We start from the raw sequence: 24157 nt of genomic DNA, 5'->3' as shown, positions 1-24157 counted from the left end.
TCAGTTGCCGCGTCCGATCGCCCAGACGATGGGCGCATCCTGCAGGTATTTACGCAGCGCGGCGTTCACTTCGGCTGTACTGAGTTGGGCGATCTTTGCGTCGTACTGCGCCACCCAGGCGTAATCGTGGCCGGTGTACAAGCCCTGCGCCAGCGTGCCGGCGAAGGACTTTTCGGCGCGCAGCATGTTCTTGCGCTCCTCCGCCCAGGCCTTCTTGGCGCGGCTCACTTCCTGCTCCGAGAAGCCGTCCTTGAGCGCCCGTACCAGTTCTTCCTGCAGGGCGGCGAGGGCGGCTTCCGACTTGTCGCTGGCGGCACTTGCCTGCAGCGTCACCCGGCTGCGCGGCTCGAAGGAGCTGCCAGCCAGGGAAACGCCGGCGCCGTAGGCGAGGCCGTCGGTTTCGCGCAGGCGCTTCCAGACGCGGCTGTCGGCGTCGCCACCAAGAATCTTGATGGCAATGCGCAGGGCCGGGAAGTCGGGCGACTCGTCGGTCATCGCCAGCAGGGCAGCGCCGCTGATGCTGGCATTCGGTTTCTCCGGCATGGAAATGCGGATCGGCGTGGTGTCGACCGCTGCCGGAACGGCCACATCCCTGACCCGGGCGTAGGGAATCCGGGCAGCAGGCAGCTTGGCGATCTTGCTCCAGGTGGCGCTGACGTCCTGCGGCGTGAAGGCGCCAACCATGGCCAGGCGAACATGGCCGATGCCGGCAAAGTCATTGACGCAGGCGGTGGCGTCGGCCAGCGTCACGGCGCGGCTTTCGGCCAGCTGCTGTTCGAGCGGGCGTGGTTGCAAGGGGTGGCCGGCCGGGTAGTTGTCAAAGCGCAGGCCGCTTTGCGTGGCGGCAACGTTGCCGGGGTTTTTCAGGGCCGCTTCGAGGCTGGCAATGCTCGCCGATTTGATGCGTTCAAACTCGTTGACCGGTAGCGCCGGTGCGGCCCAGGCGGCGAGCAGGATGTCGAGTGCGGCGTCGATGTTCTGGCGCGGCGCTTCGAGCACGATGCCGCCCAGACCGAGCGACCATTCGGCCTGCAGGGCTTCGAGTTTTGCGCTGAGCTGGTCGCGGCTGAGGCCGGCGCCACCGTAGGCGAGCAGGTTGTTGCCCATCGCGCAGGCAGCGCGGCGGCCGCTCAGCGTCGCTTCGTTGCCGTAATCATTGGCCAGAACTACCCATGCCAGATTGCCCTGGGTGCGGCGCGAGATCAGCGCGGCGCGGGCCTTGTCGCCATCAAGGGCGATTTTCTGCGTGGCGCGTGCCAGTTCGCCGACCGACGTCGGGATCGGATCGGCGCTCTTGGCGACCGGCGCCCAGGTCTTGCCCCGGACCAGCCCGGCGGCCGGCGTTGCCTTGCCGATTTCCGGCGCACTGACGCCGTCGGCGTGGCGCAGCAGTACGTCGCTGCGATTGACTGCCACCAGCCATTTCTTCAGTGCCGCATTGGCCTCGTCCAGCGTCACCACCTTGACCATGTCGCGCTGCCAGAAGAACAGGCGCCAGTCGCCGCCCAGCTCGGCCTGCGAGAGCAGCGGCGCCAGGGTTTCGTGGTCGCTTTCCAGGCGCTCCCAGGCGGTCAACTCGTTTTGCCGGGCTCTTTCCAGTTGTTCGGCGCTGATCCCGTTCGCTGCGGCTTTTTCCAGATGGCTGCGCAGGGCGGCGGAAAGCGCTTCGGCATCGGCGTCCTTGCCGGCCGCGGCGGAGGCGATCAGCAGGCTGTAGTCGCTCTGGATCTGCGTGCCGCAATAGGCCGAGACGGCCAGCTTGCGTTCGAGCACCAGCTCCTTGCGCAGGCTGCCCCAGTCCTCGGCGCAGATCGCGCTGCTTGCGAGGTCGAGGGCGTAGGTTTCGCGCTCGGTCATGCCGGGCAGCTTCCAGGCGCTGGCGGCGATGGTCTTGCCGGCAGGCAGGGTCAGTTCGCTGCGGTTGGTCGTGGCGCGGGCTTCTTCGCGCGTCCAGCTGGCGATCTTCGGGTTGGCCGGGTTGCGCGCTTCGGCAAACAGCTTGCCGGCCAGCGCCAGCACGCGTGCCGCGTCGAAATTGCCGGAAACGATCAGGGCGGCGTTGTCCGGGCGGTAGTGTTTCTTGTGAAAGGCCTGCAGCGCGCTGAACGGCGCATCCTCGATATCGCTGCGCGCGCCGATCGTCGGGCGCGAATAGCCGTGCCAGAAATAGCTCTGCCGTTGCAGGGCGCGCATGACCAGGCTGCCGGCGTCGCTGTCGTTGCGCTCCAGCTCGTTGCGCACCACGGTCATTTCGCTGGCCAGATGCTCCTTGGTGAAACTGGCGCGGATGAAACGGTCGGCCTCAAGGCGGATCGCCGCATCCACCTTGTCTGGCTCGGCCGCCACCGTCTCGAAATAGTTGGTGCGCTCGGCGTTGGTCGTGCCGTTCCAGTTGGCGCCCAGCGCCGTCAGGTCGCTCTTGATGTCCTTGCGCGGGCCGGCGCTCTTGAACAGCATGTGCTCAAGCAGATGCGCCATGCCCGTTTCGCCATAACCTTCCAGCTTCGAGCCGGTCTTGACCAGCAGCTCGACCCGCACATTGGCCGCCGCCGGGAAGGGCGCCAGGATGATCCGGAAACCGTTCGGCAACACGTAGGACGAAAAGCCGCCCGCCTGCGCCTCCAGCGTGGCGGGCGCCGCAGCCTTGCCGGGCGCAGCGAGCAGCGGTCCGCTGCCGAGTAGGAAGAGGGCGGAAATGGCGAGGACGGAACGCTTGAGATGCATCATGACGAGAGGGCCTTGCGGGAGTGGATACGACGGGGGCCTATCTTAAAGGCTGCCCCGAAAAAAAGCTGTACGGTATAGCCAGCGGTCGACCGGCAAAAAACAGTAAAAATGCCGCTCAGGCCTGGCGCTTGCGCAGGAAAGACAGCACCAGGATGGTCGCGCCCATCGTCATGAAGGCAATGCCGAAATAGGGTAGACGGCGGATCAGGCGGGGGGAGGATTGGTCATGATCAAGCGCCTCCAGTGAAACCTTGCCGGCCGGTTGGTTGGTGCGCCTGCTGCTCACTGCGCTTGCCCAAGGCGGTCTACGTGTCTTGCTGTGCAGGTCTGGCTGACTGCGGGGCTTGTCTTCATGCGCTGCCGTGACTTCGCCGATTACGCCTTCATGCGCACGACGAGGATGCAGACAATTGGAAATATGAAGGCTGCGGCAGTTAGCCAGACGGCAACTCTTCGGGCTTGTCCGGAGACTTTTCCAACTCTCCATAGGGCTACGGCTCCTGCCACGATGGATGTTGGTACTGAATAGATTACAAAGGCGACCATGTTCCAGCCGCGACCCCAACCTTCGCCGCTCGGGCGGAGCAGCAGCAGGACGAAGTAAAGGACTGCAGTTGCAAGCAGCGCCACAGTGAGCCAGCGGTCTTTGACGACTTCGGTCACCGGAGGATTTTCGTGCGTCTCGCCAGTGGGTGGGTATTCCGGATGTGATGACATGAGATCGAATTTGCGACGCCTACGCGGAAGCTTTGCGGTTGAGCATGACAGAAACGCTCTGACCTCTAACGACGCTGTAGAAAAATAGTATTCATGCCCGCATCCTGCCGCAAACCATATGGAATAACAAGGTTCCAGCCTGAAGACGAGTTCAGGAGACGGCGATGGCCCGCTACAAAGCAATCGATACCAGCCCGAGGTTTCTGGCGGTGGATATGGAGAAGCAACTGCTGCCAGGCAGTTTCGAGCATGCCGTGCATCACCTGATTGAGCACGAATTCGACCTTTCCCTCTTCGATACCCGTTACCGTAACGACCAGAGCGGCGCCTGCGCCTACCCGCCATGGATGCTGCTCAAGGTCATTTTCTGCGCCTGTACCCAGGGTGTGGTGAGCAGCCGGGGCATCGAGCGGCTGTGCCGCGAACACGTCATCAGAGATGAGCCAAGTCCGGCAGGTCGCCCTCTTCCGCGGCAAGGCCGATACAACGGAAGAAAGCCACACCGACCGGATGAAGCGGGCCATCGACAGTGAAGAAGGCAAAGCCCGTTACGGAAGGAGATTTGCCACGGTCGAACCGGTGTTTGGCAACCTGAGGCACAACAAGCGCTTGGATCGGTTTACGCTACGTGGGCAGCAGATGGTTGATACGCAGTGGAAACTGTATTGCCTGGTGCACAACATCGAGAAGCTGGCACATCACGGGTTCGGGCAGTAGGCAAAGAAGGGGGAATTTCCCCGCCAGATGGTCGCCGCCATCAACGACAGCAGGACGCAGCGGTTGACCAGTTCAGATGCATGAATGAAAAAGCAAAATGGCGCAGAGAAAACCTGCGCCATTTTTTGCTGAAAATCGGGCTGGAAAAGGGTTTTTCTACAGCGTCAACGTGAAGGTAACCGGCCTGCACGGCTTTTCGCGTAGGTCCGGTTGTCCACCATGTTAGGGCGCATTTGATTCGTCATCGCTAATCTGCGCAAACTCGCTCACGTTCTGCGTTCTTCCAGACCTTTTCGCCGACGGAGCGCACTCTCACTTCGTTGTCACACCTCATCCTCATATACCGTAGGGCTCTTGAATCCAAACCGACTTGATATTCCTTGCCATCTTGGGGTGTGAACGTAACTCCGTCTTGGCAATTTTCAATAGGCCCCTTCCCTATTACGGGCTCCGGTCGGAGGCGAAAGTAGCTGAGCTTGATTGTGACTGGTACCCCTACACGAAGCTTCAGTTCCTTTGTTTCGCCTGCCGCAACCGGTCCTATGTGCTGTAAATTTTCGCAAGAAGACGGATCCGCGATATTTACGGCGATGTTGTTTCGTCCGCCCGGCACTTGACCACCATTGCCGATTAGAAAAACGGAAGCGCTTCTCACGCCATCAGGTGGCGGCTCATATCGAGTTGCGCATGACGCCACCGAAAGTGAGAGAACGATTGCGATTGCGGGAATTTGGGTGTTCATCGTCGGCGAGTGAAGGAAAGAAGTAGGTTGATGCCCAACGTTGTAAATCACTGGACGCAGGCAAGCGCAGCTTGCCGGAGGTCCGGTGGATTGTGATGTTGGGCGTTTCAGTCAATCCAGCGCTCCCACAGGATTTTTGCAATACGACCGCTGGAAAAGCAGAAGCCCACCGAACTCTGAGAAATTTCGTTGAAGTATTGAATGCAGTTGCCGGCTTCGGTTGTTGGGAGGCCAAGTACATCGACAACCCTGTTTTGAAGCTGACCAACTTGGAGTCCGTGGTCGACGGGCCACTTGGAACTGGATATCTCGACTTTCCCCACTAGGTAGCGATGTCGGTTCATTACTGGAATGGTTAGCGCAATTTCGAGACCGTCAAAGGTGATGATTCGAGTAAGCCTCTTTTCGTCGTTGCTTTCTCCTGGGAGATTCTCGTTACCAAGGAGCTTGGCGTCACCGCAGCGAGGTTTAGGAAGGGCGCACTTCCTTAGCGTTGGTTCCGCCCCCTTCACAATGAAATTTTGTGCCGCGGTCGTAAGACTGCGTTCCTCTCTTGCGAAGGCAGCGAAGGAGACCACTGACAGAGCGAAAGTGGCAAAGAGAGCCTGAGCGACGAAGATAGTGCGCATACTCAAGACGCCCAACGTTGAAAATCACCGGACGGAGGCAAGCGCAGCTTGCCGGAGGTCCGGTGGATTGTGATGTTAGAAAGCAACGCGTTATTCATGTGCGTTTTTTTGGGGATGAGGCTGCGTTGGACTTTGTGCGGCGGCTCAACCGAGCGAACACCCCAAGGGCGAAAGCACCAAGCACACCACCTAAGAGGAAGTTGCCGAACGCCATGACAACAGCCGCCCCGGATAACAAGCCGAAACCAACAGCGCCATCAAGGAGATTTAAGCCCCCTTCTATGACCTTGCCAGTGCGAGATTTTGAAAAAAACCAACTCATGATTGGCTTTGGTTAGATGCGGGCCTGAAAGCCACGGTAAAGTTTATGACTTCCATTGAACAACCCAGCCCGATTCTGCAAAGAACTGCTCAAGCGCGGAAATGCTTTCCACCCAACTATCAAAGGCTCCGCTTGGGTTGGGGCCATCAGAACCCGCCCATGATTCAAAGATGAGGAATCCGCCCGTATTGCCGGTGTCGTCTTGCACCACGACAACATGCGAATGGTGTTCGCTGTTTGATATGCGGCCTTCGATTCCGATGGGAATTGCCATTGCGTTCTAACGTCGAAATTCACCGGACTTGCGCGGCTTTACGCGCAAGGTCCGGTGATATGTGGGGTTGGCCGTCATTTCGGCGGGCCACCTACAGGTACTTCGCTGCCAACTTTGGAAATAGCTTAGGAAGATCATCTTCCCTCCACTCTACCCCCGTTGGACTTGCAATCTCTAAGCTGAAATCACGCTCCAGTTCCCCGGCGCCAGCTTGCGCAAAGGCATGCAGCGCAGAGTATCCATAAAGCTCAAGCTCAAAGAAATCTCTCTTTGCGAAAGAAGCCAATGAGTCCGGATCTGCAATGGCGCTCTCGTAAACATCCTGCCCTTCTGAGATCAGCCAGTCTCGGAAGTATTTAAATCCATCGTCTGAGCAGCCGCCATTCATGAGATACGCAGCACCCCAAAGACTCCAACGGTTTGCATTCAGCAAGAAACTCTCATAGGTACGCTGGAATGCCTGAATGTGCGACGTTGGGAGGGCGCTCAGTTTTTGTTCCAATACTCTTGGGCGAGACTCAAGATCACTTCCCGCTGATTTTTTTACTGCGCCAACTATTTCCCAGAACTTCTTCGGCTCCATTGATTCTCCTTTCGCGCTTGCAGAAGAGGCGACACCGGCAAGCAACACGCTGAAACTGAGCATTTTCAGAAAGTGGCGGCGATAGACTCTCATGACGGCCAACGAATGAAAGGGACTTCCCCGTCCCGAACTAGCGGCGGAAGCCGCCGGCAGCAGTTGCTGCCATGATTAAGTTTCCAGACCAAATCATTCGTTCGAAAGGGGAAGTCCATGAATATTGTCACCGTAGGCATCGATCTCGCCAAGAATGTATTCGCTTTGCATGGTATTGACCAGAGCGGCAAGGCGGTTTTCATCAAGCCCAAGGTGGTTCGCGGCCAATTGCTCGAAATGGTCGCCCTGTTGCCGCCGTGCCTGATCGGCATGGAAGCCTGCTCCGGCGCACACTACTGGGCAAGAGAGTTCAGCCGCTTCGGCCACACCGTCAAGCTGATGGCACCGAAGTTCGTGGCGCCGTACCGGATGAGCGGCAAGCGTGGCAAGAACGACGCCGCCGATGCCGCCGCCATCTGCGAAGCCGTCACCCGGCCGAACATGCGCTTCGTCCCGGTCAAGGATGTCGATCAACAAGCCATCCTCTGCCTGCACCGCACCCGGCAAGGCTTCATTGAAGAACGCACGGCGCTCTATAACCGCCTGCGTGGCCTAATCAGCGAGTTCGGCATTGTTCTACCGCAGAAAGTCGAACGCCTGCGCCGGGAAATCGGTGCCCACCTTGAAGCACTCCCCGGCTGGGCCAACCGCTGCGTCGGCGATCTGCTCGTACACGCCGACCGCCTTAATGAACGCATCGACGAGTACGACAAAGCCATTGCCCAAGCTGCCAAACAAGACCAGCGCAGCCGGCGCCTGATGCAACTCCCTGGCATCGGCCCGACCACAGCCAGCGCCCTGGTTGCCAGCCTGGGTGGTGGTCATGATTTCAAGAACGGTCGGCAACTCGCCGCTTGGGCCGGACTCGTTCCCGGCCAATACAGCAGTGGCGGCAAAGCCCGGCTGGGGCGGATCACTAAGGCCGGTGATGCCTACCTGCGCAGCCTGCTCGTCATGGGTGCCCGCGCCGTTCTCGCCGGCCTCGGAGAGAAGCAGGACCGGTTCAGTCGCTGGGCGAGAAGTCTGGTCGAACGACGGGGTTACTGGAAAGCGGCGGTCGCCATCGCCGCCAAGAACCTGCGACTGGCCTGGGCGGTCATGCACTACGGAGATGATTTCCGACTCATCGACGAGACCGCGTGAACAGCAAAAAGCGTCTATAGGAAAAAAGAAAGGAATCACCGGCTGGTCGCTGGCGGCCCAAGCCCAGCGAAGCACTGCAGCGTTGATGTGAAGCGGGTTGGACCCGCGCGGGGAGAGCCTGATTACCTCCAGGGGAGGCAAGTGACTCCCGGCTAACGAATGAGGCCCCCGCGCGCGTCTTTCATCAGGGTCCGGGCAAAAGCCCAAGATGACCGGTTGTAGTACCGCAGTCCTTCACCTTCTCGCACCGGCACGACAGTGAATCGATGAACAGCAGGAAAACGGGATCAGGAATGAAACGATAAAACTTCAGAACGCTTGCAAAGAATGGGGAAGCCCTTGTAGTTGAAAGTAACAGGCGCGGCTTTATAGCGCAGCGTCCGGTTGACTGTTGGGTTGGGCACTCGGCTGCCTGGATATGCAGAGGTTCGGTTTCTCTTTTTTCATTTTTGAGAACAGATCCGGTCCTATCTGTGACTCAATGTACGTTAGCTGTTTCGTTAGCTCGTTGTAGGGTAGTTCGCCCTCTGCGTATTGGCTCCGAGCACGGTCAATGTAGTACCACGCCAAGCCGGCTCTTTGAAGATGAAGGTAAGCATCTGCCAGCATGATGGCAGCTTTTGTCGACGACGCGCGTGCATTGAAATAGCCCGATGGACCCACCACCAATTCGTTCCCTCGCTCCCAAAGCGATTTGCTCTCAAAACAGGCAGCCTTACTAAGCCACTCAATTGCCTCCAGCGCGTCTTTTGACGACCGGTTGGGGCAACTCTTGTCGATAAGCAGGGCTCCCATACGGAATTGAGCCCAAGGCTCACCTCTGAGTGCGGCCGGTTCCGCAAGCTTCCTGGCACTCAGGCAATCGCCGCTTGCGAATGCAAGGTCGGTTGTTCTCATTCCGACATTCGGATTGGGGTTCACCGCCGCGCAACCAGCGACTAACAGAATAGAGGCGATAGACATTAAGTACGAATGGCGCATTTTCTCTCCTGATGTGCCTAACGAATGAAAGGGACTTCCCCGTCCCGAACTAGCGGCGGAAGCCGCCGGCAGCAGTTGCTGCCATGATTAAGTTTCCAGACCAAATCATTCGTTCGAAAGGGGAAGTCCATGAATATTGTCACCGTAGGCATCGATCTCGCCAAGAATGTATTCGCTTTGCATGGTATTGACCAGAGCGGCAAGGCGGTTTTCATCAAGCCCAAGGTGGTTCGCGGCCAATTGCTCGAAATGGTCGCCCAGTTGCCACCCTGCCTGATCGGCATGGAAGCCTGCTCCGGCGCACACTACTGGGCAAGAGAGTTCAGCCGCTTCGGCCACACCGTCAAGCTGATGGCACCGAAGTTCGTGGCGCCGTACCGGATGAGCGGCAAGCGCGGCAAGAACGACGCCGCCGATGCCGCCGCCATCTGCGAAGCCGTCACCCGGCCGAACATGCGCTTCGTCCCGGTCAAGGATGTCGATCAACAAGCCATCCTCTGCCTGCACCGCACCCGGCAAGGCTTCATTGAAGAACGCACGGCGCTCTATAACCGCCTGCGTGGCCTAATCAGCGAGTTCGGCATTGTTCTACCGCAGAAAGTCGAACGCCTGCGCCGGGAAATCGGTGCCCACCTTGAAGCACTCCCCGGCTGGGCCAACCGCTGCGTCGGCGATCTGCTCGTACACGCCGACCGCCTTAATGAACGCATCGACGAGTACGACAAGGCCATCGCCCAAGCTGCCAAACAAGACCAACGCAGCCGGCAGCTCATGCAACTCCCCGGCATCGGCCCGACCACAGCCAGCGCCCTGGTTGCCAGCCTGGGCGGCGGTCATGATTTCAAGAACGGTCGGCAACTCGCCGCCTGGGCTGGCCTTGTTCCCGGCCAATACAGCAGTGGCGGCAAAGCGCGGTTGGGCCGAATCACCAAGGCCGGTGATGCCTACCTGCGCAGCCTGCTCGTCATGGGTGCCCGCGCCGTTCTCGCCGGCCTCGGAGAGAAGCAGGACCGGTTCAGTCGCTGGGCGAGAAGTCTGGTCGAACGACGGGGTTACTGGAAAGCGGCGGTCGCCATCGCCGCCAAGAACCTGCGACTGGCCTGGGCGGTCATGCACTACGGAGATGATTTCCGACTCATCGACGAGACCGCCTGAACAGCAAAAGCGTCTATAGGAAAAAGAAAGGAATCACTGGCTGATCGCTGGCGGCCCAAGCCCAGCGAAGCACTGCAGCGTTGATGTGAAGCGGGTTGGACCCGCGCGGGGAGAGCCTGATTAGCTCCAGGGGAGGCAAGTGACTCCCGGCTAACGAATGAGGCCCCCGCGCGCGTCTTTCATCAGGGTCCGGGCAAAAGCCCAAGATGACCGGTTGTAGTACCGCAGTCCTTTACCTTCTCGCACCGGCACGACAGTGAATCGATGAACAGCAGGAAAACGGGATCAGGAATGAAACGATAAAACTTCAGAACGCTTGCAAAGAATGGGGAAGCCCTTGTAGTTGAGCTAACGGGCGCTGCGCGGCCTTATCGCGCAGCGTCCAGCGACCGAAGGGAGCGGCGTTGAGCGCAATGTTAGGGGTCATTGCTTTAGCCAAAGCATGGCGAGGAAGAAAAGCGCGACAACAACAGCGAGCCAACGAGCCCGGCGTGGGTTGGTCGGGGAAATCCCATACAAATTGTTGAGGCGTAGCTTTTCAGCGAACGACATTTTTGTAGGAAATGGCCCGACTAAATCTTCGAGGGCTTTAACTTGCTGATGCGGGTTATTGCCGAGCACATCGTTCGCGCGAAGGAGTGAAAAAACGATGGCAATCAAAGCGCCAACAAGGAGCAGATCGAATAGCGACATGTGACCTCTAACGTTTGAATTCACCGGACCTGCGCGGCTTTTCGCGCAGGTCCGGTGGAATGATGGGTTAGCCGCGCCATTTTGGTGGATTTCCGAATTCGGCGTCGGTGCGGCTGAACATTGGACCCGCAGGGGCACGATGAGGCTGAACCTCAGGAGCTCTCACTACTAATGTACCGGCCAACACATCGGCAATGGACTGGCGCCATGGGTTTAAAACGATTAGCGCCACTTCGAGTGTGCAAGGCATAGCAATGATCCAGGGCTGGTGACTGAGAAATGCTCCTGCGAAGCCCAGGGCCACGAGAATTGCCCGAGCGACTGAACGGACAAACGCTTGAGTATGCGTCAGTGCATCCCCCCGAATTGATACGACGGAGACCCCTGCAACCACGCGACCAAAGGCAAAGCGTTGATTTAGCAGTGCGCCAACGTGGTAGCCAAAGTAGAGGATAGGGAGTGCCCCTATCAGTAGCATTGGCCCTTGCCCCAACGCATCGAGCACACCGTAAATGACCAATGCGGCGAGAAGCAGAAGTGCCGAGTCCAACGCAAACGCCAGTAGTCGCTTTTCGACCGGTGCGAGGAAGGGGCGAGCGGCTGCCATTAGTGGCTAACGTTGAAAATCACCGGACGAAGGCAAGCGCAGCTTGCCGAAGGTCCGGTGGATTGTGATGTTGGGCATCATTGTTGCCAAAGCAGAAACCCGGTGAATGCAAACGCGCCTGCCATGGCAAGCCAAGTAAGGCGACGAATAACTCGGTCTCGCTTCGCGCACCTAGGACAAACGCAGGCCTTGGTCGATGCCAAAGGGCCACCTGCAACAGGGACTTCGCTCGACTGCATTGGCGCCAATTGAGTGCCGCACCTAAAACACTGAAATGCACCCTGAATGGACTGTGTCTTTTTGAAGCGCAACCGGTCAGCCACGTAGAACGGCAGCAGGGCTAAGAATATGAGCAACAAAGGGAACCATGGATCGTTCATTGAGATGCCCAACGTTTTAGGTAAGGGGCGGCCCGCTTGCGGGACGTCCCAGCGGCCAAAGGCCGCGCCTTGACCGGGATGTTAGAGGGCTGGGACATACTCGACCCACACACTTTCATTGGGGTGGTGCTCTTTAACGGTATAGGCAGCGTCTGAAACCTCTTGAGTGTCTGACGGCGAAATGGAGTAAATGAAATCAGTGAGCGCGATGCCGGAAGACCGAAGAGAACTAAGTTCGGTTTTGGTGAGGACGTCCTTATTGACCCATAGCGGTGATGGCACGCATTGAAACTGCCCAATGAGTTCCTCGTAGCCATTGCGTGTGAGTACCAGATAGACCATGAGCCCTCTAACGTGAAGTGGACGGCGTCACCGCCGTATATTCCAGGGGGCTGCCGCCTATTCTGGAAAGGTCAGTGTTGGCTGTGGCCTGATTTGGTCTGGTTTTGCGCTGAATGGCATGCTGTCCGGGCAGCGTATACGGCGTTAAAACGCGGCGTTTGGCCAGAATGGGCGGCAAAAATGCCGTATATGCTGGCGCCTTGCCGTTCATTCGGAGCGGAATGCTTGCGCAAGAGGCTGCTTGCCAGATGGTTTGCGGTGATCTACTGTATTTATTCACAGTTGTTTTGCGTGGGGTAAATACGTCATGGAATCCAGCCAGCCCTTGACCCTCATCGGGCGTGTCCGCGAGGTCATTCGTTACAAGCACTACAGCATACGGACGGAGTGTTCTTATGTCGAGTGGGTCAGGCGTTTTGTCGCATTCCATGGGCGAAAACACCCGCGCGAGATGGGCGCGGCTGAGGTCAGGGCTTTTCTTTCCCATCTGGCGGCGGACTTGAATGTGGCTGCTTCAACGCACCAGCAGGCGTTGTCGGCGCTGCTCTTTCTCTATCGCGAAGTGTTGGGGCTTGAGTTGCCCTGGCTGAATGATCTTGACCGGCCGAAAAAGCCGAAAAGGGTGCCGGTGGTCTTGTCTCGAGCCGAGGTTGAGCGCTTGCTGGCGGTACTGCAGGGTACGCATGCCTTGATGGCCCGGCTGCTGTATGGCACTGGAATGCGCTTGATGGAGTGTGTGCGCTTGCGGGTCAAGGATGTCGATTTCGAGCGGCACGAATTGACGGTGCGCGATGGCAAAGGGGGGAAGGACAGGCGGACGATGTTGCCACTGTCGCTGGTGGTCGAATTGCAGGCCCATCTGGGGCGGGTGCGTGCTTTGTGGGAGGCCGATCGGGTGGCCGGGCGGGCCGGCGTGCAGATGCCGGAAGCGCTGGCGCGCAAATATCCCGCTGCTCCGGCTTCCTGGGGATGGTTCTGGGCTTTCCCGGCGCGCAGTCTTTCGGTCGATCCGCGTAGCGGCATTGAGCGTCGTCACCACACGCATGAGCAGGCCCTGCAACGGGCGATCAAGCAGGGGCTGCCGGGGGCGGGTATCGCCAAGCCGGCGTCGACGCACACCCTGCGCCATTCTTTCGCCACGCATCTGCTGGAATCGGGCTACGACATTCGCACTGTGCAGGAACTGCTCGGCCATTCCGATGTGTCGACGACGATGATCTACACCCATGTGCTCAATCGCGGCGGGCGCGGCGTGGTTTCGCCGCTCGATGCGGTGCGCTGACTGGCTTTTTCAAGTGGCTGCGCATACCATGCGCACAGGAGGCCTTGCCATGAAACCCGTTTCCCCATCCTTGCCGGCCAAGCGCCCGGTGAATTTGTTGCTCAATGAAAGCACGGTACAGCAGGCGCGGGTTTTTACCCGTAATTTGTCGTCGACCGTCGATGGCCTGCTCGCCGAGTTCGTGGCGCGCGAGCAGCAATTGCGCCAGGATCAGCAGCAGCGCTATGCCGACGTTTCCGGGGCCTGGAATCGTTTTGAAGAGGCTCATGGTTCCTTTGCCGACGAGCATTCGACGCTATGAGTCAGTTCGACGTGCATCGCAATATCGGGCGGCAGGCGGCGCAGGTGCCCTATGTCGTGGTCGTGCAGTCGGCGGCGTTCGACGCGCGGCGCCGGCGTGTGGTCGTGCCGCTGGTGGCCGGCGATCTGCTGGCCGGTGCGGTCGATTTGCCGGCTTCGCCGGTCAATCCGGCATTCGTGGTCGAGGGGCGGCGGGTTGTGCTCAATCCGCTCGATATCGTTTCGCTGTCGCTCGATGCGCTCGGGCCGCTGGTGGCCTCGCTGGCAGAAGAGGGCGATAGCGTGGTGGCAGCGCTCGACGAAGTGTTCTCGCGGGCTTGGGGGTGATGCAATGAGTGATTTGTTCTCGCAAAACGCGGTCGACCGTACGCCGCAGGACGCTGCCGCGGCGGCCAATGCGCCGCTCGCCGAGCAATTGCGCCCGCAAACGCCGGACGAGGTGATCGGCCAGCAGCATCTGCTTGGCCCGGGCAAGCCGCTGCGCCTGGCGTTTGCATCGGGCCAGCCGCATTCGATGATCCTGTGGGGGCCGCCCGGTGTCGGCAAGACGACGCTGGCGCGGATGATGGCGACGCAGTTCCAGTGCGAGTTCATCGCGTTGTCGGCGGTTTTTTCCGGCATTAAGGAAGTGCGCGAGGCGGTGGTGCAGGCCGAGATGTGGCGGGCGCAGGGCAAGCGCACCATCCTGTTCGTCGATGAAATCCACCGTTTCAACAAAGCGCAGCAGGACGGCTTTTTGCCGTTTGTCGAATCCGGCTTGTTCACCTTCATCGGTGCGACCACCGAAAACCCGTCGTTCGAGGTCAATTCGGCGCTGTTGTCGCGGGCCTCGGTCTATGTGCTGAAGTCGCTCGACGAGGCCGAGATGGGCTCCTTGTTCGACCGCGCCCGCGAGCGTTCGCTGGCCGATCTCGAGTTCGACGCGACGGCGCGCGAACGTCTGGTCGGGTTGGCCGACGGCGATGCGCGGCGTTTGCTCAATCTGCTCGAACAGGTGCGCACGGCGGCGCGAACCGCCCAGCGCCAGACGGTCGACGGCGAATTTATCGAAGAAACGCTGGCGCAGAGCCTGCGCCGTTTCGACAAGGGCGGCGATGCCTTCTATGACCAGATTTCGGCGCTGCACAAGTCGGTGCGCGGCTCCAGCCCGGACGGCGCACTGTACTGGCTGACCCGCATGCTCGACGGCGGTGCCGACCCGCGCTACCTGGCCCGGCGCATCATCCGCATGGCCTGGGAAGACATCGGCCTGGCCGATCCGCGCGCCATGCAGATCGCCAACGACGCGGCCGCCACCTACGAGCGTCTCGGTTCGCCGGAAGGCGAGCTGGCGCTGGGGCAGGCGGTGATCTATCTGGCCGTCGCCGCCAAGTCGAACGCCGGCTACATGGCCTACAACCAGGCACGCGCATTCGTCAGCAAGGCGGGTTCGGCGCCGGTGCCGGTGCATCTGCGCAATGCGCCTACCAAGCTGATGAAGGAACTCGGCTACGGCCACGCCTATCGCTACGCACACGACGAGCCGGAAGCCTACGCGGCCGGCGAAAGCTATCTGCCGGACGGCATGCCGGAGCCGGGCTGGTACCAGCCGACGCCGCGCGGCCTGGAAGGCAAGATCGGCGAAAAACTCGGGCATTTGCGCGCCCTCGACCAGCAGGCGCGCCGCCGTACGCGCCAGAACGGCAACGAAGGCGGCGAGCAGTAAGGCGTCAGGAGGTCGTCTTGCCGGCGATGTTGCGGCGCAGCCAGGTCAGCATGTCTTCCCAGATTTCGCGCTGCTCCTTGGCCGGTGGCATGCTGGTCGCGTTGGGCAATTCGATGGTGATGACCGGCATGTTCTTGTGCACGCCGCCGTAGTTGCCGAGCGAGCCGGGGTAGATACCGAGGCGGTTCAGGTCGAGATGGCCGAAGCGGCGCGGCTGGTGCGCCGGGCCGTCGTAGTCGAGGATGCCGTAGGGGGCATGCACGCTGACCACGACATCGGGCTGGAATTTCTCGATTTCATCGTGCAGCCAGCGCGTTTCCGGCTCCGACATCGGTTTCTGGCCGGGGAAGCGGCGCGGGTCGCGGCCGGTTTTCTTGGCCCAGTAGGCCTGCGCATCGCTTTCCCAGTCCGGCGTCGGGAAATTGCGGTTGAGGTCCACGCCGTGGCTGTTGACGCGCTGCGGCGGGTTGGCGAGCAGGCCGTCCGGGTTGGCGACCGGGATGACGCGCCAGTGGTACTGGCGGGCCTCGCTGTCGGCTTCGTCGAGCCATTGCAGCCAGCGGAAGACGATCGAGGCGGAGGTCAGTTCATCGCCGTGAATGCCGCCGATCAGCAGGATCCGCCGGGCGCGGACGGAGGGCTTGCCGGCCTGGGCGATCTTGCGGGTGGGCGGAGCGATGTCGCGCGACATCAGCGCGTGGCCATTTCCGGAAACAACTGCCGCCGCTTCCAGCCCGAGTTTGTTGCAGAGCGGCGGTGGCACGCTGCCCAGGCGCTTGCCGATGGCGGCGCACCAGTCTTCGCTTGTCGGTATCTGCGCAGGGACGCTTGCAGGTGGTTTGGGGGCGGCCGCTGTCACGGTGCTCGGTGTGGCCGCTGCCGGACGTGCGGTGTGGCCGGGGGCGGCTTTTTTTGCTGCCCTGGCTTTGCCCGTGCCGTGTGCCGGTTTTGCCTTGGCTGCCGCGGTTTTGGCTGCTCTGGCGGGTTCCTTGGCCGGGGTGGCGCAAGAGAAGGTCGGCAACAGCAGGCTGACCAGGAGTACGTAGGCAAAGCGGGACATGGAGCAATCTGGCGGAAATAACTATGTCCTAATGATAATCGGCGCCGGGGCATTTGTCCGCAGCGCAGGCGGTTTGGTGCCTCGCGTATAATGGCCGCTTTCCGGAGCTGCGGCTCCGCCCGTTACAGGTCAAATCATGCTCGACATCCAACAACTCCGCTCCAATCTCGACGCCGTGGCCGAAGGCCTCGCCAAGCGCGGCAAGCCGATCGACTTTGCCGAATTCAAGACGCTCGAAGCCGAACGCAAGACGCTGCAGTCCCGCACCCAGGACCTGCAGGCCATGCGCAACAGCCTCTCCAAGCAGATCGGCATGATCAAGGGCCAGGGCGGCGATGCTTCCGGCGTGATGGCCCAGGTTGGCGCGATTGGCGATGAACTGAAGGCCTCCGAGGCGCGTCTCGGCGAGTTGCTCGAGCGCTTCAACGGCATCCTGGCAACGCTGCCCAATATTCCCGACGAGTCGGTGCCGGTTGGTTCCGATGAAACCGGCAATGTCGAGATCAAGCGCTGGGGCACGCCGCGCGTTTTCGATTTTCCGGTCAAGGATCACACCGATATCGGTGAACAGCTCGGCCAGCTCGATTTCACCACCGCCGCCAAGATCGCCGGCGCCCGCTTCTCGCTGTTGAAGGGCGGCCTGGCCCGCCTGCATCGCGCGCTTGCCCAGTTCATGCTCGACACGCACGGCGAGCAGCATGGCTATACCGAACTGTACGCGCCTTACCTGGTCAATGCCGCCAGCCTGAACGGCACCGGTCAACTGCCGAAATTCGAGGAAGACCTGTTCAAGGTGCTGCGTGGCGACCAGGATCCGCTTTACCTGATCCCGACCGCCGAAGTGCCGGTGACCAACATCGTGCGCGATGAAATCCTCGCCGCCGAAAGCCTGCCGCTCAAGTTCGTCTGCCACACGCCGTGCTTCCGTTCCGAAGCCGGTTCTGGCGGGCGTGATGTGCGCGGCATGATCCGCCAGCACCAGTTCGACAAGGTCGAGTTGGTCCAGATCGTGCATCCGGAGCAATCGGCCGAGGCGCACGAAGCGCTGACCCGTCATGCCGAAACCATCCTCGAAAAGCTTGAACTGCCGTATCGCCGCATGGCGCTGTGCACCGGCGACATGGGTTTCTCCGCCGCCAAGACCTACGACCTCGAAGTCTGGCTGCCGGCCCAGAATACCTACCGCGAAATCTCGTCCTGCTCCAACTTCGGCGCCTTCCAGGCCCGCCGCATGCAGGCCCGCTTCCGCAACGACAAGAACAAGACCGAACTCTGCCACACGCTGAACGGTTCCGGTCTGGCAGTTGGTCGTACGCTGGTGGCGATTCTCGAGAATAACCAGAATGCCGACGGCAGCGTCACGGTGCCGGCAGTGCTGCGGCCTTACTTGGGCGGGCTGGAAAAGATCGAGGCGCTCGCCTGAGCCACTCGGTTTGCCTGACGAAAAAATCCCCGCTGCGGCGGGGATTTTTCATGGGTGCTTCAGTTTCAGGCCGGGGCTGCTGCCCAGTCGGCCGGCCATGCCTTCGATCTTGTCGGCCAGCGACAGGTAGGGGCGCTCGTTGCGCTGCAGGATGTCGTAATAGCTGCGGATGTTCTCGACCAGAATGACCGCTTCGCCGCCGCGCGCCCGGCTCGACTTGATGCGCTGGTAGTACTTGGACTGGGCAAGCAGGGGCAAGATGCGCTTCATCTCGAACCAGTTGTTGTCTTCGCTGCCGAGCACCTTGGCCAGGCGGCGCGCCGCATTGAAGTGGCCGGGGCCGATGTTGTAGGCAGCGAGCGCCAGCCAGGTGCGGTCCGGTTCCTGGATGTTTTCGCCAACCTGTTCCCGCAGGATGTTCAGGTAACGCGCCCCGGCCAGGATGCTTTCCTGCGGGTCGAGCCGGTTGCTGACGCCCATGCGGTCAGCCGTTTCCTCGGTCAGCATCATGATGCCGCGCACATTGGTGTAGCTGGTCGCGTTCGGGTCCCAGTGCGACTCGTGGTAGGCGATCGAGGCAATCAGCCGCCAGTCGATGCCGGTGACCGCTTCCGCAGCCTGGAAATGCTTGCGCAGGCGGGGCAGGGTGGCTTCGATCTCGCCCATGAACTTGACGATGTCGGCTTGCTCAAGGCGGCGGACATGGCCGAAATAGCGGTCTTCGAGGCGGGCCAGCGTGCCGTCGAGCTGGATGCGCTCGATGAAAGCCTTGGCGCGGGCTGCCAGTTCGGCATTGGGGCGGCTGCCGAGCAGCCAGACGATGGGCTTTTCCTCGCTCAGTTCGAGCGTGGTGTTCAGGGTTGGCACGAACTGGGTGGCGAGGTCTTCCAGGTTGGCATCCATCACCACGTAGTCCACCTTGCCGTTGCCAAGCGCCTCAAGCAGATCGAGGATGTCGCCCTCGCTGACTTCAACCACCTTGAGGTCGGTGATTTCTCCGGTCAGACGATGCAGCGTCGCCGCCTGGCGCGAACCGGCCATGGCGTGCACGGTCTTGCCGGCGAGTTGCGCCTTATCGGTCAACGGCAGCGAAGCATCGTTTTGTGCCAGCACGTCAGCACTCAGCCAGATCGGCGGAGTGGCCTGGAGTTGCGGATTGTCATCCGGCGACAGCCAAGCGGTTGCCAGGTGATAGCGGCCACGGCCCAGTTCTGCATTGAACTCATCCGGGCCGGCGACGACATAATCGACACCGACACCGAGGTCCTGCGCAAAGGCCTCGATCAGGTCGTGCTCCAGGCCGAGGGTATTGCCGTTGTCGTCATTTGAATAAGTCAGCGGGCCGGGACGGGTCAGGACGATCAGGTCGTGCTGCGCCGGCGTCGGAAACGGCAAGGGGCCGCCGAGCCACTCACAGGCGCCCAGGCAAAAAATCAGTGTTACGACAGCAAGAGTTTTAATCCAGTGCATCAATTCTTTGTGCTATTATGCCGGCCGCTGCGGAGAGGTGGCAGAGTGGTCGAATGTACCTGACTCGAAATCAGGCGTACTGCAAGGTACCGTGGGTTCGAATCCCACCCTCTCCGCCAGCACCAAACAAGCCCTGTTTTTCCTTGTCTATCAATGACTTGCGAACAACAGGGTTTCTTTTTTCAGGCTTGCCTGCGGGCTTGGGAATTCTCCCCCGCCTTTGGCGAGGCGGAATATCTCACAGCTTGCAAGTCGCGGGTAGCGGGAATTTGTAAGGCCATTTACAAATCTGCCATCGCGCCCGGTGTGCGATTCGCCGCGCATTTCGTCGTTTTTTCCGCACCGCTGTCCATCCCGCGCCGGGTCTTGGCATAATCCGCCTGTGCTTGCCTACATCTTCCGCCGCCTGCTGTACGCCGTCCCGATTCTGGTCGGCGTCAATCTCATCACTTTCGCGCTGTTTTTCGTCGTCAATACGCCGGATGACATGGCGCGCATGCAACTGGGCGTCAAGCGGGTCACGCCCGAGGCGATCCAGAAATGGAAGGCGGAGCGTGGTTACGACAAGCCGCTGCTGTTCAATTCGGCCGTTTCCGGGCGGTCGACCGTTACGGAAACGATCTTTTTCGAGAAGTCGGCGCGCATGTTCGTCGGCGACTTCGGGCGTGCCGAGGATGGCCGCGACATTGCGCGCGAAATCGGCAACCGCATGCTGCCGTCGCTGGCTATTGCGCTGCCCACCTTCATTCTCGGGCTGTTCGTCACGGTCAGCTTTGCGCTGACACTGGCCTTCTTTCGTGCCACTGCCTTCGATTTCTGGGGCGTCGTGCTCTGCGTCGCGGCGATGTCGGTGTCCGGGTTGTTCTACATCATCGGCGGGCAGTACCTGATCAGCAAGGTCTGGCGCCTGGTGCCGATCTCGGGTTTCGGCGACGGTCTGGATGCCTGGCGTTTCCTCGTGCTGCCGGTGCTGATCGGCATCGTGTCCGGCATCGGCTCATCCACGCGCTGGTATCGCACCATCTTTCTTGAGGAAGTCAGCAAGGATTACGTGCGCACCGCCCGCGCCAAGGGCCTGCCGGAAACGCTGGTCTTCTTCCGCCACATCCTGCGCAATGCGCTGATCCCGATCCTGACCGGTGTCGTCGTGGTCATTCCGCTGTTGTTCATGGGCTCGCTGCTGACCGAATCCTTCTTCGGCATTCCCGGCCTGGGCAGCTACACGATCGATGCGATCAATGCGCAGGACTTTGCCGTGGTGCGCTCGATGGTCTTCATCGGTTCGCTGCTCTACATCGTCGGCCTGATCCTGACCGACATTTCCTACACCCTGGTCGACCCGCGGATACGCTTCGAATGATGGGCTTCCAGGTCGTCGTGCTCTGGTCGGATGTGCTGGTCTGGCTGCTGGTCGCAGCCGGGATCGGGTTCGGCGTGCTGATTGCGCGCAGTCCGCCCCTGCTCGCCGCCTGGCGACGGGTTGGCGCCAACCGGGTCGGCATGGCGGCGGCGACGGTGCTGCTGGTTTTCATCGGCATCGGTCTGCTCGATTCCCTGCATTACCGCGTTCAACTCGATGGCAAGCCCGGCGAGCCGGTGCGCTACGGCATCGAGGTGCGCTCGCTGCTCGATGCGCTGGCGACGCCGCTGCGCACGCGCAATGAAAAGACCTACTCGGCGCCGTTTGCAACCCGGCTCTACGCCAAGGAAAGCGTCGATGTGCCGGGGCAGGGCAGCGTGCGCGATTATCCGCGCCTGAAGTTTGGCGGTGCACACCTCGGCGCGAACGAAAACGACGTGGCGGCCGATGCCGGTTTCACCGCCCTGCGCGCCGGCGTGCTGGCGCTGCTGCTCTGGCTGGTGCTGGCCGGTGGCGTCGCGGCCAGGGTCGGTGATGGCGCAGCGGTCGACGCCTCCGGCTGGCGCAAAATCTGGCGCGGCGAAACGGCGCTGGCCTGGGATGCGGTGCTGGCGACGTTCGGCCTGATCCTGCTCGCGGCGCTGCCGCTATTCTGGCTGGCCGGCCAGTACCACGTCTTCGGCACCGACAAGGTCGGTCAGGACGTGCTCTATCAAATCCTCAAGAGCGTGCGCACCGGCCTGATCATCGGCCTGGTCACGACGCTGGTCATGCTGCCGATGGCGGTGCTGCTCGGCATCGTCGCCGGTTATTTCCGCGGCTGGATCGATGACCTGATCCAGTACGTCTATACCGTGCTCAACTCGATTCCCGGCGTGCTGCTGATCGCCGCTTCGGTGCTGATGATGCAGGTGGTCATCGACACGCATCCGCAATGGTTTTCGACCGCCGCCGAGCGCGCCGACCTGCGCCTGCTGGCGCTTTGCTTCATTCTCGGCATCACCAGCTGGACCGGCCTGTGCCGGTTGCTGCGCGGCGAGACGCTGAAGCTGCGCGAGCTGGAATACATCCAGGCGGCGCAGGCCTTCGGCGTGTCGAACTGGCGCATCATCGTCCGCCACATCCTGCCCAACCTGATGCATATCGTGATCATCTCGCTGGTCATGGACTTCTCCGGCCTGGTCCTGGCCGAGGCCGTGCTGTCCTACGTCGGCATCGGCGTCGATCCGAGCATGACCAGCTTCGGCACGATGATCAACAACGCCCGCCTCGAACTCGGCCGCGAGCCGGTCGTCTGGTGGTCGCTGGCGGCCGCCTTCACGGCGATGTTCATCCTTGTGCTCGCCGCCAACCTGTTCGCCGACGCCGTGCGCGACGCATTTGATCCGAGGGCGGCATGAGTTTGTTGCAGGTAGAAAATCTCCGCCTCGGCTTCACCGCCGGCAAGACCACGCTGCCAGCGGTCGACGGCATTTCCTTTGCCATTTCCCGCGGCGAGACTTTTGCGCTGCTCGGCGAGTCGGGCTGCGGCAAGTCGGCCACCGCGCAGGGCATCATGCGCCTGCTGCCGGCGGCCGGACGCCTGCTTGGCGGCGCGATCCGGCTCGATGACGAAGAATTGCTCGCGCTGCCCGAGGCCGAAATGCGCCGCCTGCGCGGACGCAAGATGGCGATGATCTTCCAGGAACCGGCGACCAGCCTGAATCCGGTGCTCACCGTCGGCCGCCAGATCGGCGAAGTGCTCGAACGCCACCTTGACCTGCGCGGCGCACCCGCCACGGCGCGCATGCTCGAACTGCTGCGCCAGGTCGGCATTGCCGATCCCGAGCGGCGTCTCGGCGAATATCCCTTCCAGCTCTCGGGCGGCATGAAGCAGCGTGTGATGATCGCCATCGCGCTGGCCGGCGAGCCGGAACTGCTGATCGCCGACGAGCCGACCACGGCGCTCGACGTCACCGTGCAGGCGCAGATTCTCGATCTGCTGGCGAAAATCCAGGCCGAGCGCGGCATGGGCATGCTGCTGATCACGCACGACCTCGGCGTCGTCGCGCGCATGGCGCAGCGCATCGGCGTGATGTACGCCGGCGAGTTGGTCGAGGTGGCGACGCGCGAGGATTTCTTCAGCCGGCCGCAGCACCCCTACACGCAGGCGCTGTTCGCCGCCTTGCCCGAAGTGGCGCGGCGCGGCACGCAACTGACCACGATTCCCGGCCAGGTTCCGGCGCTGGCCGCGATGCCGGCCGGCTGCCGCTTTGCGGCGCGCTGCGCCGAGGCGATGCCGGTCTGTCGCGAAGTCTCGCCGCCCTGGCGCGAAGCGACGCCCGGGCATGCCGTGCGCTGTCACTGGTCGGGCGAACGGGCGGCGACGCAAACTGTTGTTAGCCGGCCAGCGGTCGACGCGCAAAATGCCGCATTTTTGCAGGTCGACCGTCTGCAGGTGCATTTCCCGATCCGGCGCGGCTTCCTGCAGCGTACGGTCGGTCACGTCCGGGCGGTCGACGGCGTTTCATTGGCCATTTCGCCGGGCCGTACGCTGGCTCTGGTCGGCGAGTCGGGCTGCGGCAAGACGACGGTCGGCAAGGCGCTGCTGCAATTGATCAAACCGACCGCCGGCAGCGTCCGCGTCGGCGGGGCGGAACTGGTCGGCCTGGCCGGCCAGCGTCTGCGCGCGGCACGCCGGCATCTGCAGATGGTCTTCCAGGATCCTTTCGCCTCGCTGAATCCGCGTCTGCGGGTCGGTGAAATCATTGCCGAAGGCATGGCGGCGCTTGGCCTGGCGGCGGATGCGGCGGCGCGTGACGCAGCGGTGGCCGCCTTGCTCGCTCAGGTCGGTTTGCCGGCCGAGGCGGCCGGGCGTTATCCGCACGAATTTTCCGGCGGCCAGCGCCAGCGCATCGCGATTGCCCGCGCCCTGGCCGTACAGCCGGAGCTGCTGGTCTGTGACGAGCCGACTTCGGCGCTCGACGTCTCGGTGCAGGCGCAGATTCTCAACCTGCTGAAGCAGTTGCAGGAAGAGTTGGGCGTAGCCTACCTGTTCATCACGCACAATTTTGCCGTGGTCGAATATCTGGCGCACGACGTCGCGGTGATGTATCTCGGGCGCATCGTCGAGCGCGGGCGGGCTGAAGAGGTGCTGCGCACGCCGCGCCATCCCTACACGCAGGCCCTGCTGTCGGCGGTGCCGGTGCCGCGCCTCGAAGCGCGTCCGGAAATCATCCGCCTGCCCGGCGAAACGCCGTCGCCGGCCAATCCGCCGGCCGGTTGCCATTTCCATCCGCGCTGTCCGCGCGCTGCCGACATCTGCCGCGAGCGTTATCCGGAAAGCAGTGCGCAATCAGTGAGCCATACGGTCAACTGTCATTTTCCGGGATAAATCGGGACTCTTTGCCCGGAGGAATCCGGGGCTGCGTTCAGGTGGTCAAGAGCGAGTGCCGGACCGAAGCGTCCCGTGT

The 24157-nt window shown here is 61.5% G+C and carries 25 protein-coding genes and 1 tRNA gene; 14 read left to right on the top strand and 12 right to left on the bottom strand.

Annotated elements, in window-relative coordinates:
* From KIG99_RS04100 to KIG99_RS04090, 3 genes are all read right to left on the bottom strand, one after another.
* The gene (locus KIG99_RS04100) at positions 1-2727 is read right to left on the bottom strand and encodes a M16 family metallopeptidase (protein ID WP_226458980.1); all 2727 of its coding nucleotides are present in this window, start codon (positions 2725-2727) and stop codon (positions 1-3) included.
* Between the two features lie 115 nt (positions 2728-2842).
* Entirely contained in the window at positions 2843-3013 is a 171-nt protein-coding gene (locus KIG99_RS04095; protein ID WP_226458979.1) for a hypothetical protein, read from the bottom strand.
* An 89-nt stretch (positions 3014-3102) separates the two neighbouring features.
* Positions 3103-3390, bottom strand: coding sequence for a hypothetical protein (locus tag KIG99_RS04090; RefSeq protein ID WP_226458978.1), 288 nt, complete (start codon positions 3388-3390; stop codon positions 3103-3105).
* 218 nt (positions 3391-3608) lie between these two features.
* Here KIG99_RS04090 and KIG99_RS04085 point away from each other — a divergent pair, with 218 nt between their 5' ends.
* The 3 genes from KIG99_RS04085 to KIG99_RS04075 are packed head-to-tail and all read left to right on the top strand — an operon-like array spanning position 3609 to position 4334.
* Positions 3609-3977, top strand: coding sequence for a hypothetical protein (locus KIG99_RS04085; protein WP_226461864.1), 369 nt, complete (start codon positions 3609-3611; stop codon positions 3975-3977).
* Positions 3883-4161, top strand: coding sequence for a transposase (locus tag KIG99_RS20850; RefSeq protein WP_226458977.1), 279 nt, complete (start codon positions 3883-3885; stop codon positions 4159-4161). Before KIG99_RS04085 ends, KIG99_RS20850 begins: the two co-directional genes overlap by 95 nt.
* A complete protein-coding gene (locus tag KIG99_RS04075) occupies positions 4098-4334 on the top strand; it encodes a hypothetical protein (protein ID WP_226461863.1) in 237 nt (78 codons plus the stop codon). Before KIG99_RS20850 ends, KIG99_RS04075 begins: the two co-directional genes overlap by 64 nt.
* Positions 4335-5010: 676 nt before the next feature.
* Here KIG99_RS04075 and KIG99_RS04070 read toward each other — a convergent pair.
* The 4 genes from KIG99_RS04070 to KIG99_RS04055 all read right to left on the bottom strand — a co-directional run bounded on the left by KIG99_RS04070 (position 5011) and on the right by KIG99_RS04055 (position 6804).
* On the bottom strand, positions 5011-5532 hold the full coding sequence (locus KIG99_RS04070) for a hypothetical protein (protein ID WP_226458976.1): 522 nt from the start codon (positions 5530-5532) through the stop codon (positions 5011-5013).
* Between the two features lie 94 nt (positions 5533-5626).
* Positions 5627-5854: a hypothetical protein gene (locus tag KIG99_RS04065; RefSeq protein ID WP_226458975.1), complete on the bottom strand. Its 228-nt coding sequence runs from the start codon at positions 5852-5854 to the stop codon at positions 5627-5629.
* A gap of 43 nt (positions 5855-5897) precedes the next feature.
* Positions 5898-6128: a hypothetical protein gene (locus KIG99_RS04060; protein WP_226458974.1), complete on the bottom strand. Its 231-nt coding sequence runs from the start codon at positions 6126-6128 to the stop codon at positions 5898-5900.
* Positions 6129-6219: 91 nt separating this feature from the next.
* The gene (locus KIG99_RS04055) at positions 6220-6804 is read right to left on the bottom strand and encodes a DUF4240 domain-containing protein (RefSeq protein WP_226458973.1); all 585 of its coding nucleotides are present in this window, start codon (positions 6802-6804) and stop codon (positions 6220-6222) included.
* Between the two features lie 117 nt (positions 6805-6921).
* On the opposite strand from KIG99_RS04055, the gene KIG99_RS04050 reads away from it, so the two are divergent.
* Positions 6922-7947 carry an IS110 family RNA-guided transposase gene (locus KIG99_RS04050; protein WP_226458972.1) on the top strand — a complete coding sequence of 342 codons (1026 nt, stop codon included), beginning with the start codon at positions 6922-6924 and terminating at the stop codon, positions 7945-7947.
* A gap of 366 nt (positions 7948-8313) precedes the next feature.
* Here KIG99_RS04050 and KIG99_RS04045 read toward each other — a convergent pair whose 3' ends face one another.
* The gene (locus tag KIG99_RS04045; protein ID WP_226458971.1) at positions 8314-8928 is read right to left on the bottom strand and encodes a hypothetical protein; all 615 of its coding nucleotides are present in this window, start codon (positions 8926-8928) and stop codon (positions 8314-8316) included.
* A gap of 129 nt (positions 8929-9057) precedes the next feature.
* Here KIG99_RS04045 and KIG99_RS04040 point away from each other — a divergent pair, with 129 nt between their 5' ends.
* On the top strand, positions 9058-10083 hold the full coding sequence (locus KIG99_RS04040) for an IS110 family RNA-guided transposase (RefSeq protein ID WP_226458970.1): 1026 nt from the start codon (positions 9058-9060) through the stop codon (positions 10081-10083).
* 423 nt (positions 10084-10506) lie between these two features.
* Here the strand turns inward: KIG99_RS04040 and KIG99_RS04035 are convergent, their stop codons facing one another.
* Both KIG99_RS04035 and KIG99_RS20845 read right to left on the bottom strand, forming a co-directional pair.
* Complete coding sequence (locus KIG99_RS04035; RefSeq protein ID WP_226458969.1) at positions 10507-10776, bottom strand: hypothetical protein; 270 nt, start codon at positions 10774-10776, stop codon at positions 10507-10509.
* A gap of 67 nt (positions 10777-10843) precedes the next feature.
* Positions 10844-11383 (bottom strand): RDD family protein, encoded by a 540-nt coding sequence (locus KIG99_RS20845; protein WP_226458968.1) that lies wholly within the window; start codon positions 11381-11383, stop codon positions 10844-10846.
* A gap of 1029 nt (positions 11384-12412) precedes the next feature.
* On the opposite strand from KIG99_RS20845, the gene KIG99_RS04025 reads away from it, so the two are divergent.
* The 4 genes from KIG99_RS04025 to KIG99_RS04010 are packed head-to-tail and all read left to right on the top strand — an operon-like array spanning position 12413 to position 15392.
* Positions 12413-13387 carry an integron integrase gene (locus KIG99_RS04025; RefSeq protein WP_226458967.1) on the top strand — a complete coding sequence of 325 codons (975 nt, stop codon included), beginning with the start codon at positions 12413-12415 and terminating at the stop codon, positions 13385-13387.
* 49 nt (positions 13388-13436) lie between these two features.
* On the top strand, positions 13437-13688 hold the full coding sequence (locus tag KIG99_RS04020; RefSeq protein ID WP_226458966.1) for a type II toxin-antitoxin system CcdA family antitoxin: 252 nt from the start codon (positions 13437-13439) through the stop codon (positions 13686-13688).
* Entirely contained in the window at positions 13685-14014 is a 330-nt protein-coding gene (locus tag KIG99_RS04015) for a CcdB family protein (RefSeq protein WP_226458965.1), read from the top strand. Before KIG99_RS04020 ends, KIG99_RS04015 begins: the two co-directional genes overlap by 4 nt.
* Positions 14015-14018: 4 nt before the next feature.
* Positions 14019-15392 carry a replication-associated recombination protein A gene (locus KIG99_RS04010; RefSeq protein WP_226458964.1) on the top strand — a complete coding sequence of 458 codons (1374 nt, stop codon included), beginning with the start codon at positions 14019-14021 and terminating at the stop codon, positions 15390-15392.
* A 4-nt stretch (positions 15393-15396) separates the two neighbouring features.
* Here the strand turns inward: KIG99_RS04010 and KIG99_RS04005 are convergent, their stop codons facing one another.
* Positions 15397-16452: a M14 family murein peptide amidase A gene (locus KIG99_RS04005; RefSeq protein ID WP_226458963.1), complete on the bottom strand. Its 1056-nt coding sequence runs from the start codon at positions 16450-16452 to the stop codon at positions 15397-15399.
* 136 nt (positions 16453-16588) lie between these two features.
* On the opposite strand from KIG99_RS04005, the gene serS reads away from it, so the two are divergent.
* Positions 16589-17875: a serine--tRNA ligase gene (gene serS / locus KIG99_RS04000; protein WP_226458962.1), complete on the top strand. Its 1287-nt coding sequence runs from the start codon at positions 16589-16591 to the stop codon at positions 17873-17875.
* 48 nt (positions 17876-17923) lie between these two features.
* Here serS and mltF read toward each other — a convergent pair whose 3' ends face one another.
* On the bottom strand, positions 17924-19270 hold the full coding sequence (mltF, locus tag KIG99_RS03995; RefSeq protein ID WP_226458961.1) for a membrane-bound lytic murein transglycosylase MltF: 1347 nt from the start codon (positions 19268-19270) through the stop codon (positions 17924-17926).
* 106 nt (positions 19271-19376) lie between these two features.
* Between mltF and KIG99_RS03990 the strand changes: the two genes are divergently transcribed.
* The 4 genes from KIG99_RS03990 to KIG99_RS03975 all read left to right on the top strand — a co-directional run bounded on the left by KIG99_RS03990 (position 19377) and on the right by KIG99_RS03975 (position 24078).
* Positions 19377-19464, top strand: a tRNA-Ser gene (locus KIG99_RS03990).
* A gap of 263 nt (positions 19465-19727) precedes the next feature.
* Entirely contained in the window at positions 19728-20705 is a 978-nt protein-coding gene (locus tag KIG99_RS03985) for an ABC transporter permease (RefSeq protein ID WP_226458960.1), read from the top strand.
* Complete coding sequence (locus KIG99_RS03980; RefSeq protein ID WP_226461782.1) at positions 20705-22105, top strand: ABC transporter permease; 1401 nt, start codon at positions 20705-20707, stop codon at positions 22103-22105. Before KIG99_RS03985 ends, KIG99_RS03980 begins: the two co-directional genes overlap by 1 nt.
* Positions 22102-24078, top strand: a complete 1977-nt coding sequence (locus KIG99_RS03975) for an ABC transporter ATP-binding protein (protein WP_226458959.1) — start codon at positions 22102-22104, stop codon at positions 24076-24078. Before KIG99_RS03980 ends, KIG99_RS03975 begins: the two co-directional genes overlap by 4 nt.
* Positions 24079-24157 lie beyond the last annotated feature (79 nt).

The sequence above is a fragment of the Quatrionicoccus australiensis genome (assembly GCF_020510425.1).
Classification (GTDB): Bacteria; Pseudomonadota; Gammaproteobacteria; order Burkholderiales; family Rhodocyclaceae; genus Azonexus; species Azonexus australiensis_A.
Note: the sequence above shows the minus strand (reverse complement) of the source record. Positions and strands in the feature narration are given on the sequence as shown.